General features: G+C 45.3%; 10 protein-coding genes. 9 read left to right on the plus strand and 1 reads right to left on the minus strand.

Translation table 11 applies throughout. From position 1 onward, the window contains the following. Positions 1-291 precede the first annotated feature (291 nt). Entirely contained in the window at positions 292-1,209 is a 918-nt protein-coding gene (locus ACKTT9_RS12120) for a LysR family transcriptional regulator (RefSeq protein ID WP_407871764.1), read from the plus strand. On the opposite strand, the gene ACKTT9_RS12125 is transcribed toward ACKTT9_RS12120, so the two are convergent. Next, complete coding sequence (locus tag ACKTT9_RS12125; protein ID WP_407871765.1) at positions 1,163-2,062, minus strand: LysR family transcriptional regulator; 900 nt, start codon at positions 2,060-2,062, stop codon at positions 1,163-1,165. The genes ACKTT9_RS12120 and ACKTT9_RS12125 overlap by 47 nt on opposite strands. Before the next feature lie 291 nt (positions 2,063-2,353). Here ACKTT9_RS12125 and ACKTT9_RS12130 point away from each other — a divergent pair, with 291 nt between their 5' ends. The 8 genes from ACKTT9_RS12130 (at position 2,354) to ACKTT9_RS12165 (ending at position 12,013) form a co-directional block, all read left to right on the plus strand. Then, a complete protein-coding gene (locus ACKTT9_RS12130; RefSeq protein ID WP_407871766.1) occupies positions 2,354-3,391 on the plus strand; it encodes an NADH:flavin oxidoreductase/NADH oxidase in 1,038 nt (345 codons plus the stop codon). A 189-nt stretch (positions 3,392-3,580) separates the two neighbouring features. Further along, on the plus strand, positions 3,581-5,011 hold the full coding sequence (locus tag ACKTT9_RS12135) for a PTS mannitol transporter subunit IICB (protein WP_407871767.1): 1,431 nt from the start codon (positions 3,581-3,583) through the stop codon (positions 5,009-5,011). Between the two features lie 65 nt (positions 5,012-5,076). Then, positions 5,077-7,116 (plus strand): BglG family transcription antiterminator, encoded by a 2,040-nt coding sequence (locus ACKTT9_RS12140; RefSeq protein WP_407871768.1) that lies wholly within the window; start codon positions 5,077-5,079, stop codon positions 7,114-7,116. A gap of 24 nt (positions 7,117-7,140) precedes the next feature. Further along, positions 7,141-7,575, plus strand: coding sequence for a PTS sugar transporter subunit IIA (locus ACKTT9_RS12145; RefSeq protein WP_407871769.1), 435 nt, complete (start codon positions 7,141-7,143; stop codon positions 7,573-7,575). Beyond that, the gene (locus ACKTT9_RS12150; protein ID WP_407873019.1) at positions 7,575-8,732 is read left to right on the plus strand and encodes a mannitol-1-phosphate 5-dehydrogenase; all 1,158 of its coding nucleotides are present in this window, start codon (positions 7,575-7,577) and stop codon (positions 8,730-8,732) included. The genes ACKTT9_RS12145 and ACKTT9_RS12150 overlap by 1 nt, the downstream gene beginning before the upstream one ends. Positions 8,733-8,761: 29 nt before the next feature. Then, on the plus strand, positions 8,762-10,489 hold the full coding sequence (gene ptsP / locus ACKTT9_RS12155; protein WP_407873020.1) for a phosphoenolpyruvate--protein phosphotransferase: 1,728 nt from the start codon (positions 8,762-8,764) through the stop codon (positions 10,487-10,489). Next, complete coding sequence (locus ACKTT9_RS12160) at positions 10,486-10,749, plus strand: HPr family phosphocarrier protein (RefSeq protein ID WP_127449032.1); 264 nt, start codon at positions 10,486-10,488, stop codon at positions 10,747-10,749. The genes ptsP and ACKTT9_RS12160 overlap by 4 nt, the downstream gene beginning before the upstream one ends. Positions 10,750-11,524: 775 nt before the next feature. Then, positions 11,525-12,013 carry an RNA polymerase sigma factor gene (locus ACKTT9_RS12165; protein WP_407871770.1) on the plus strand — a complete coding sequence of 163 codons (489 nt, stop codon included), beginning with the start codon at positions 11,525-11,527 and terminating at the stop codon, positions 12,011-12,013. Positions 12,014-12,041 lie beyond the last annotated feature (28 nt).

Here is a 12,041-nt window from a genome sequence, read left to right on the forward strand (position 1 = left end):
CAGTAGCGCTGAATTTGTAGCGTTGCAGTCCCAACCTGGCAAGGAGTGAAGGAGCATGAGCCATAACTTTTTGTTATGCATTCCAAACTTAATGATAGTTCTAATCTCGCATTCATCATGTTACGGTATGGCTACAGCAGTCAATTAATTGACCTGTATATAAATAAATTTATTTACGAGTCTTTATTTTCTAATTTGTTGTGTATGTGAGAAAAACTTACAATGACAACATGTGGCTTTTTTGCCAGATGTGCGTTACATGATTCTTTGATAAAAGAGGAAGGAGTGGCCATGGTCGATTTTGAATGGTACAGAAGCTTTATTGCCATTTTTAAGCATAATTCCGTATCGGAGGCCGCTAAGACGCGGATCATGACCCAGCCCGCATTGAGTCAGCACCTCGCCTGCCTTGAATCGGAAGTCGGTGAACCGTTGTTCATTCGAACTTCACGCAAAATGGTACCGACCGAACGAGGAAAGCAGCTGTATTCTCATCTAGCGCCCCTAATTGAGTCGTTAGAGGAAAAGACAATGGGCTTAAAATTGCATTTATCACCAAGCATGAATCCAATCAAAATCGGTGCAACCCCGGAGTTGTTCACTGAGAATATATTGCCGCATTTATCGAGATTGAAATTGGATACGACAACGTACTTTGGAGACGCGGAGCAACTGCTCGAACTTTTAAAAGAAGAACGTGTGGATCTTATTTTAACCAATCAAAGATTCTTAACGCCCGGAATCGAATATGTGCGGCTTATGGAGGAGAGCTTTGTCATTGTTGCACCGATGGAGACGGCCGTGCCGGATTTCACGCTTTTGAAGGAGAAGGAACGATGGCTCTCCGAACAAAAGTGGATCAGCTATGGCCTGGAACTTCCTATTATAAGAAGATATTGGAAAGATTTTTTCAAAAAAGGACCACTCATTAATCCAGCCCATGTTATCCCTAGCATGCATTTAATTCTGAAGGCCGTTGAGGAAGGGGCGGGGATGAGTCTGCTCCCAACGCATGTTTTGAAGCATCAGAATGGGACAAATCCAAGATGGAAAATCATTTTCGAAGATTTGAAGGTTCATAATGAAATATTCATTGGTTTTAAATCCAAACATAAACATGTGCTCGTCATTAATGAATTTATTCAGCGTGTTTCGGAGGATATCAGGGATGAACCGGGAGATGTTCATTTGGCTTCGAACTCGCATTAAATAAAGTTAATAATTGCTTGCTTATTGATTTTTCACGGGTAACGACAGAGATTTGACGGGTTAATCTGAAATCTGTAATCGGGATTGCTTTAATCGAATCATTCGTTTGGTTAATGAAGATTTCAGGCAAAATGGTTATGCCCAGATTGGCTTGTACAAAACCAAGGATGCTTTGTCCCAACTCAATTTCTAACGCGATATGTAACGTTTCTCCTCTAGTTGAAAATTCCTTTTCCACCAACATCCTGACATCGCATCCCTCAGGCAGCATAACAAAGGGGTCGTCCTTTATTTCATGAAAGGATACGTTTTCTTTATGACCAAATAAGGGATGATTGGCATTCACAAATAAGAAGAAGTTTTCTTTAAAAACGGGGGTCGAATGAAAATGATGTTGGACGCCTCTGTCATCAAATAGGGCAGCATCGATGGTGCCATTTTCTATATTTTTTATCAGGTCAAAAAAGCTGTAAAACACCCTGATTTTGATTGCCATTTTGGTATCTTCCTGTTGATTTGCCGCCATATGGTTTGGCAAAAACATCGTTGCAACGCTGGGCCATGATCCAATGACAAGATCAACTTTGCCCTCGTCTTGAGTTAGCGCAATCTCTCTTCTCAGATCATTCAGTTCGTTCATAATGTTCTTGCTTCTTTCAAGTAAAATCTGGCCGGATCGCGTCAGCGTTACGCCAGTGGAGGAACGCACCAATAATTGTGCTCCTAATTCATCCTCCAGGGTGCGAATTTGTTTGCTTAAGGCGGGCTGACTAATATGCAGAATATCACTAGCTTTCGTTAAACTCTTCGTTTCAGCCGTCTGCCGGAAGGCTTCTAACCATTCGATCTTCACGTCCATCCCCCATAACCTTTGGTTATTCCTCACCTAACTTATCGGTAGTTCGATTCGAAGCTCTAAGATGTTACAGTATGGATACGGCAAACACGACGAAATGCTAAGATGATCTTTTGCATTTCGGGAACAAATTATTTACGTAAGATTACGTGGAGCCCTGGTAATATATCCAACGATGGGGGACGCATTCGTACTGGGATATTGCTATGTTTGATGGTTATGCTACTGGTTATGGTTTTAAAAATAGCGAGGACTAATTCGTTCATATAACGATTGGAGGAACAAAAAATGGACCATTTATTTACACCCTTCAAGCTGAAAGGTTTGGAACTGAAAAATCGTGTCGTCATGCCGCCAATGTGTCAATATGCAGTGAGGAATAATGACGGAGTCGTAAACGATTGGCATTATAATCACTATCTTAGCCGCGCGATTGGCGGGGCGGGACTTATCATCATTGAGATGACGGATATTGAGCCGGATGGCCGAATCACTGATTTTGACCTTGGGTTATGGTCTGACGAACAGATCGCACCATTGAAGCGAATTGTTGATGCCGTTCACCAATACGGGGCAAAAGTGGGCATTCAGATTGCTCATGCGGGACGTAAAGCGGAACACGCAGAAGTTCCTGTAGCGCCGTCCGCTATTGCCTTCGATGAGACGGAGACTTACAAAACACCACGCGCATTGACTACGGACGAAGTCAAGCAGATGGTGGACAAGTATCGTCTGGCTGCCGAGCGTGCGATCAAGGCTGGTGTAGATACGATTGAAATTCACGGAGCTCACGGCTATTTGATTCACCAGTTCCAGTCTGAGTATACAAACAAACGCACGGATGAATACGGTAAAGATTTGCCATTGTTCGGTCAGCAGGTTATTCGAGCCGTCAAGAGTGTGATGCCTGATGACATGCCGCTTTTGATGCGTATTTCGGCAAGAGAATACGTGGATGGCGGTTATGGGCTTACAGAAAGTATTGCCTTTTCCAAAGTGTATAAGGAAGCAGGTGTGGACATGTTTCATATCAGCTCCGGTGGAGAAGGGCCGATTCTTGCGCACGGAAGACCGGGCACCCATGTGGCGTATCAAGTACCTATGGCAAGAGAAATCAGGAATGCGCTGAATGTACCGGTGATTGCCGTGGGACGGTTGGACGATGCGGCGTTAGCGAATTCCGTAATTGGCAACGAGGATGCAGATCTCGTGGGTGTGGGCCGCGGGATGTTAAGAAATCCGTATTGGACGTTAGAAGCTGCTAAGAAGCTAGGGAAAGAAATAGAGTTTCCTGGCGTATATGGCATGGGTTTTGGACTTAAGTAAATCGATCATAATGAGGAGGCAGCCGGTGATCAATCGGCTGTCTTTTGCATGTTAACAGGGATTGCTGTAATAGCAGGTTTAAATGATGTCAACATTATTCATGACGAAAAGGGATTTTGATTTGATTGAACATGAAAGCGTTTTTGCATTACGATAAGATCATGAAACAGACAAAGGGAGGTTATTCTAATGAGTGAAATTGCTGCACAAAAGCAAGCATCATCCGGCGGATTCCGGGTGAAAGTGCAAAGTTTCGGTCGTTTCTTAAGCGGCATGGTGATGCCTAATATCGGGGCGTTTATCGCTTGGGGATTGATTACAGCTTTATTTATTCCGACGGGCTGGATTCCAAATGAATATTTGGCGAAGCTCGTAGGTCCAATGATAACTTATCTTCTTCCGCTCTTGATTGGGTATACGGGAGGGACGATGATCCACGGCACACGAGGGGGTGTCATTGGGGCAGTAACCACGATGGGGGTTGTCATCGGGACGGATATTCCGATGTTTATGGGGGCAATGATCGTAGGTCCTTTCGCCGCGTGGGTACTGAAGCAGTTCGATAAGTCGATTGAGGGTAAAATCAAGTCCGGTTTCGAGATGCTTGTAAACAATTTCTCATCAGGCATCATAGGAGCCATCCTAGCCGTTCTGGCTTACACGGTTGTCGGCCCTGCCGTTCAAGTCGTGAGTAAAGGACTTGCTTCCGGAGTTCAAGCGTTAGTTAATGCAGGTTTGCTTCCACTGGCCAATATTCTGATCGAACCAGGTAAGGTATTGTTCTTGAACAACGCGATTAACCACGGCGTTCTGAGCCCGATTGCGCTTGATCAAGCATCCAAAACAGGCAAGTCGATTTTATTCATGCTAGAGTCCAATCCTGGTCCAGGACTTGGTATTCTGCTGGCTTACTGGATTGTTGGACGCGGTGCAGCGAAACTTTCCGCTCCAGGTTCTGCTATCATTCACTTTTTCGGCGGTATCCATGAAATCTATTTCCCATACATCCTGATGAATCCACGTCTTATTCTAGCGGTGATTGCAGGTGGTGTGACAGGTACGTTCACGTTCTCTCTTTTCAATGCGGGTCTGGTTGCGCCTCCTTCACCGGGAAGTATCTTTGCTTACATCGCGATGGCTCCAAAAGGCGGTATGCTGCCGATTTTCAGCGGCGTAATCACTTCTACGATCGTTTCTTTCGCAGTAGGCGCTCTCTTGTTGAAAACAACGAAGCAAACAGAAAGCGAAGATTTGGATCAGGCTAAAGCCAGAATGAAAGAAATGAAGCAAGCTCCAGCTGCAGCGGCAGCAGAGCGTGTAGATGTTCCTGTAACGAAGTCTGCCAACAATGTGCAGAAAATTGTTTTCTCCTGTGATGCCGGGATGGGATCAAGCGCGATGGGAGCTTCTATTTTAAGAAAGAAAATGAAAGAAGCCAGTATCAATATCAACGTCATCAATACCGCAATCAATGATATCCCATCCGATGCTGACATCGTGATTACGCATAAATCCTTGACGGACCGCGCACGAAACAAAGCACCGCAAGCTGAACATATTTCGATTGATAATTTCATGAAAAGCCCGGAATATGATGAGCTTGTGAAACGATTGGGCTAAATATAAGTATCTAACGCTGGCATCTTGCCGGCGTTATCTCCATTTTGTTCGTGAGGAGAATAATTATGAGCCTCTCAAACAGGCATCGGCAGATCCTTGAGCTGTTAATGAAGCAAAGGGATGACATTACGGCAGGAGAAATAGCTGCTGAGATTAATGTAAGCACTAGAACGGTTCATAGAGAATTGTCTGAGTTGGAGACTGTTCTGGGGAATCTCGGCATAGCGCTGCGTAAGAAATCGGGAAAAGGGATTCAGCTTCTAGCGGAGCCGGAGAAATTGGAGGCGTTGAGATATCTCCTTGATGGCAGGGTGAATGTGGCGTATTCGGCTGAAGAACGAAGGATGCTGCTGCTGTGCCTGCTGCTTCAGGAGGAGGAACCCGTTAAGCTTTTTACATTGTCGCATGAGTTGGCTGTCACGATTCCAACCATTACGAATGATCTGGATGAGTTGGATAGCTGGGTTAATCGGTCTAATCTCACCCTCGTTCGCAAAAGGGGTTACGGCGTTGAGTTGAGCGGCACAGAAGCTAACAAACGGAGGATGATCTTACACCTGGCGAGAAACGGGCTTGATGAGTCTGATCTCTTTGGAAAAAATGAGAGCCAACATTCACCGTTAGCGCAAAAGCTTTTGAAGCTGATAGGAAAAGAGAATTTTACGAAAGTGGAAGAAGCGCTTTGGCTGGCTGAAGATGAGGGCTTAAGCGAAATCTCGGAGGAAGAGTATACCAATTTACTTATCTCCCTCTCAATAACGATTGCCAGAATTCAGATGGGCAGACCGATCGAGGCGAATAGTGATCATCACTCGGCGCGTCCTAGCAAACTGCTTACCCATACCATTGATCACCTGACCGAAGAAATTCCAATCCAGTTAACTCCAGCTGAAATCTCGTATATTGCTGAGCTGTTGGAACCTACTTCTGAACCTCATGCCAATTTACTGCTTCCGATCGATGAGTTGAGTTACATGGAAATGGTATGGAAGCTGATTCGCAGAATGGAAAGAAATCTAGGCGTCCCGTTCAGCGATGACCGTTCCTTGAAAGATGGGCTGCTGAGCCATCTGGAGTCCGCGATTAAGCGGTTATTGGCGGGAGCTACGATTCGCAATCCGCTTTTGACTCAAATCAAAAAAGATTATGAAGTCCTGTTCGAAGCCATTCGGGAAGCTGTCGATACGACCATCAGTGAAATTGCCATACCGGACGAAGAAATCGGGTTCCTGGTCATGCATTTCGGTGCCTCCATCGAGAGGCAGAAACAATTTAAGCGAAATGTAAGAGCCATTCTGGTTTGCACAAGCGGCATAGGAACTTCGAAAATGTTGGCTGTACGCCTAACGAAAGAGCTCCCACAAATAAATATTATCGGCAATGCTTCCTGGTTTGAAGCTGCGCGTATCCCTAAGAAGGACTACGACTTAATCATATCGACAGTGGACCTTCCGCTTCCTTCCGATCAATACATGAAGCTCAGTCCGTTATTGACGAAAGATGAGGCGGAACGGCTAAGGCTTTTTATTCAAAATGTGACTTTACAAAAAGAATCAGGTGAACCGATTTCCATGCACCTGGAGGCAGGATCAAGAGATCGTTTGCATCGCATCCAGTTTTATATTAATGAAATTGTAAGCATCATTGATCAATTTACAGTGTTTCACATTGAGCAAAGCTATGAAGACTTGGAAGAAGCCTTGCAGGATATATGCAGCTATGTCAGTAGATCCGGGGTCATTGACGATGTAAAACCAATCGTTGAGCTGCTGCTTGCGAGGGAGAAGTTGAGCAGTCAAGTGATTCCTGACACGGGTCTTGCGCTCTTTCATATCCGAAGTGAACAGGTGAAAAAGCCTTCCTTTACTTTGTTTCGATTAGCGGATGACTTGCCGTTAGAAAGCGGAAAAAAATCCGGCGTGAGGCAAATGCTGCTTATGCTCGGTCCGCAGGAGCTCTCCAAGGAGAGTTTGGAAGTGCTAAGCGAAATCAGCTCTTTCCTGCTCATCCCTGAAATGATTGAACTGTTGAAATCAGGCAGCCAGTCAGAGATTAAGCACTTTTTATCCCAAGAGTTAGCAGCTTTTCTAGAGAATAAAAAATAAATCGGATATGGGGAGAGATCTACGATGAGTATCTTATCAACCAATAAAGTAAAATTGAACGCGAAACCTAAAGACAAATTCGAGGCCATTCGATTGGCGGGTCAATTGCTGGTAGATGCAGGTCATGCTTCAGCCGGTTATATCGATAAAATGATCGAAAGAGAGCAAACCTTATCGACATTTATGGGCAATGGATTGGCCATTCCACACGGCACACAGGATTCCAAATCATTGATCCTTTCTACGGGGCTGTCCATTGTTCAAATTCCGGACGGTGTAGACTTTGGTGACGGAGAGACGGCCAATTTGGTAATCGGGATTGCTGCCGCAGGCAATGATCATCTGGATATATTGACCAATGTCGCGATGATCTGCTCGGAAGATGAGAACATCGAGCAAATCATGCAAGCTTCTACACCTGAAGCGATGGTGAAGATTTTCGAAAGCGGGATGGAATGATGAAGGCTGTACATTTTGGAGCGGGTAACATCGGAAGAGGCTTCATCGGACTGCTTTTGTCACAAGCCGGTTATGAAGTTATCTTCTCAGATGTCAACGATACCTTGGTGGAGCTGCTGCAGGAAAGAAAAACGTATACAGTGCGTTTGGCGAATGAAGCGCAAGAGACTTTCACGGTTTCTGGTGTTACAGCGATCAACGGCAAAAATCTGGAGGATGTAGCTGAAGCCGTTGCACAGGCTGATCTTGTGACAACAGCGGTTGGCGTCAATATTCTGAAGCATATTGCAGGCGGAATTGCCAAAGGGATCGAGCGAAGAATCGCTAGGGGAGCCGCGCCGCTGCACATCATCGCGTGTGAGAATGCGATTGGCGGTAGTTCGCAGCTTAAAGAACACGTGTATGCTTTGTTAAGTGAAGAGCTGCGTGCGAAAGCCGAAACGGCCGTTGCCTTTCCCGATGCCGCTGTGGATCGAATCGTTCCTATTCAGCATAACGAGGACCCGCTTGAAGTCACAGTAGAACCTTTTTACGAATGGGTTGTTGATGAGTCGCAAATGCTGGAAGGCTTCACTCGCATTGCCGGCGTTCATTATGTGAAGACACTAGAACCATATATTGAACGCAAACTTTTTACCGTTAATACGGGTCATTGCAGCACTGCCTATCTTGGCTATTTGCAAGGGTATGCAACGATTCAAGAGGCGATGGCTAATCCGCAAATTGCTTCATTAGTTAGGCACGTTATGCACGAGACGGGTTCGATCTTGATTAAAAAGCATGATTTTGAGCTTGCGCAGCATGAGATCTACATCGATAAAATCTTGCAAAGATTTACGAACCCCTACTTGATCGATGATGTAGCGCGTGTAGGAAGATCACCGATTCGTAAATTATCGGTCAATGACCGATTGGTTAGACCCGCTCTGCAAGGGTATGAGTTAGGGATGACTCCTACTTATCTTGCCATGGTCATGGCCGCTGCCTTCTTGTTTCAAGATCCTGCGGATCCTGAAGCTGTCCAAATTCAAGCGGATTTGCGAGACATGGGCCTTGCTGGGACGATTACCAAGTATACAACGATTGGGGAAGAACACCCCATTCATCAGCTGATTCGAACACATTACGAACAATTCAAACAATCCGTTGCTTCTTAAGAAAGGGGAGTTACCTCATGGCGAACATGATGACCAAACGTCTAACCGGCATAGCTGCTTCCCCGGGCATTGCGCTGGCCAAAGCTTTTCGATTAAATAAGGAGCAATACGAGGCTGTGGCTGTGGAAGTGGCCGACAAGGATCAGGAGGTCCTTCGTTTTTGTAAAGCTGTGGAAGAAACCAAACAAGAATTGGAAGAGCTTAAAGATTTGACTGAGCAGCGAATGGGTGCGGCAAAAGCGGAAATTTTCGAAGCACACTTGATGCTTCTAGAAGATCCTGACTATATAGATGCCATTATAGATAGCATTAAAGATGAAAGCATGAATGCGGAATTCAAGCTTCATGAAGTTGCAAGCAGCTTTATTGAAGTGCTCAGCTCGATGGATAATGAGCTGCTTCGTGAGCGCGCGGCTGATGTTCGTGACGTCACCGGGCGAATCATGAGCAAGCTTCGCGGTGTTTCCTATGCAGCGATTACGGCTATTAATGAGCCATGTATTCTGATCGCTGATGATTTGACGCCTTCTGATACGGCACAATTAAATCTTGATTATGTGCTTGGTTTTGTGACCGAGGTTGGCAGCCGTACCTCTCATTCCGCCATCATGGCTCGTTCCCTGGAAGTGCCTGCTGTTGTTGGTGCAGGTGAAGAGGCCAAGGATATCGCGACAGGTACGATGCTGATCCTGGATGCGGTTGAAGGTGTGGTGCTCGTCGCACCAAGCGATCAAGAGGTTGAAGCGTATCAAACGCGTAAAGCTTCGTATGACGAGAGAAGAGCCGAACTGCGCAAGCTGATCAATGAGCCGACTGTTTCTTCGGATGATCATCGTGTAGAGTTGGCTGCCAATATTGGCAGTGTGGAAGATTTGCAAAAAGTACTCGCTAATGGAGCGGAAGGAATCGGATTATTTCGAACCGAATTCCTCTATATGGGGCGTAGCGCGCTGCCAAGTGAAGAAGAGCAGTTTCAGATTTATAAACATGTTTTGGAGCGGATGGACAACAAACCTGTCGTCATTCGCACCCTTGATATTGGCGGAGACAAAGAACTGCCATACATGAAGCTGCCAGTTGAAAGCAATCCATTTCTTGGGTTACGTGCGGTACGGTTATGCTTGAGCCAAGAGGACCTGTTTCGTACGCAGCTTCGAGCACTTCTGAGAGCAAGCAGTTATGGACAATTGAAAATCATGTTCCCTATGATTGCTGTCATGGATGAGCTGTTAGCTGCCAAACAATTGCTGCAGGAAGAGAAAGAGAAGCTTTTACAAGAAGGAATCCCTGTGTCCGATAACATTGAAGTTGGGATTATGATTGAAGTGCCTGCAGCGGCGATAGCAGCTGATTCATTGGCGAAAGAGGCCGATTTCTTCAGTATTGGAACCAATGACCTCATTCAATATACGATGGCTGCGGATCGGATGAATGAAACCGTTTCTTACTTATATCAACCTTGTCATCCGGCCATTCTTCGCTTAATCCAAATGGTCATCCAAGCTGCGAGCAAGGAAGGTAAGTGGGTGGGCATGTGTGGCGAAATGGCTGGAGATGAGCACGCAATCCCGATTTTACTCGGCATGGGACTTCATGAATTCAGCATGAGTGCCAGCTCGATTTTACCAGCGAGAGCTTTGATCAAAAAGACCTCACAACAAGAATGGGCCGGCTATACCCAGCAAATTCTGGCGATGAGCAGCCAAGCCCAAATCAAACAGTTTGTAGAACAGAAGACAAGGAGTGATCTAGCATGATATCTCAAACTTTTACGGTGTTGAATCCATCCGGCTTCCATGCCCGCCCGACTAAAGTATTCGTTCAAAAGGTGGGGACGTTTCCCTGCAAAGTAAGTGTCATTAAAGGTGAGAAGAAGGTCAACGGCAAAAGCTCGCTTAGTATGCTGACGCTCGGCATTCAGCAGAATGACGAAGTGACTTTGGAAGTGGATGGCGAGCAAGAGGAGCAAGCGATGCAGGAGCTAGGCGCTTTGTTGACGCGTATATTTGAGGAGTAAAAGGGTTCAGGTGAAAAACGGAAGTGTGAGCGGTATGCTCATACTTCCGTTTTTTCACATCTTTTGGGAACGGAATATGCTTTAAGCAGCACGTAAGGTAAACATCCGCATCAATTCAATCGAAAAATGGTATCGTTCCTTTGTGTGGATGATCCACCAAGGTTAACTTAGATGGAAGATCTACTGTTAATCTGTGCTGCTTAGCAGCAGGGCAAAGAAATAACTGTAGAAACTCAATCTAAATCATCGATAGAATGCGAATTTGGGTAAAATCGGCAAAATTAACGCCTGGCAATCCAGTTACTTAGAAAAAAGATGAACAATTGCAGCAAATAGCAGGAGTAATCGGCGTTAACTAAGAGTGATATACGATGTGAGTAAAGGCCAACTTTGCGGTTGGCCTTTTTGGGCTGAGTGGCGGCAGCTGGGAGTGACCAAGGGGAACTACAGGGCTCTATTTCTGCCAAATGGGCACTTTTCCACAAGCGAGGGGAACTACGGTCACTTATTTCAGTGGATTTCACATGAAAATGGCCCGCGAAAGCCAAATAAAGCCCTGTAGTTCCGTTTCAAGTGAAATCAGCTCGTTTTTCGCAAAATAGCGGACTCCAGTTCCCTCTGGTGAACCGTTCACTGAATTCCCTTTAAGTTTTAGAAAGTCGTTCAGTCTTACGGGTTTTCCCTTTTAGAAACAACTTGTTTACAAGTTAGAAAAGTGCTCATGACATCCTTGTTTTATAAATAGAAGAGAGAAATGAACAGGGAGAGTAATCGAATGATGAGAGATGACGCGGCTTTTAATGCTCTATATGAGCAATACTATACAGATGTTTATTGTTTTGCCTATTCGGTATTGAAAGACCACTTTCTGGCTCAGGATGCGGTGCAGGAAACGTTCTTGAAGGTATTCCGGTATTTCAACTCGCTCAAGGTGGAGGAAAAGAAGGCATCTTGGCTTTTCACAATTACTAGAAACACGGCGATTGATTTTTATCGCAAACGGCTTAAATCGTTGGAGACATCACATGATAAAATGGAGTCGATTGCCATAGCGGCAGAAGCTGAGGCACCAGATCACATGGAAACGAAGTCTATTCATGAGCAAATCTCAGCATTAGAACCTCAGTTTCAGCAGTCGCTTTTGTTAGTCTATGAACATGGGCTGACCTATGAACAGCTTGCAGTGTATCAGAATACGACGGTCAGCGCGGTTAAGTCAAAGCTGCATCGAGCGAAAAAAAAGCTGCGTTCACTAGCTCAATAAATGGCTAACAGATCCTTTGCTCATCTGA

It is taken from the genome of Paenibacillus sp. P36 (assembly GCF_045866505.1).
Taxonomy (GTDB): domain Bacteria; phylum Bacillota; class Bacilli; order Paenibacillales; family NBRC-103111; genus Paenibacillus_E; species Paenibacillus_E chondroitinus.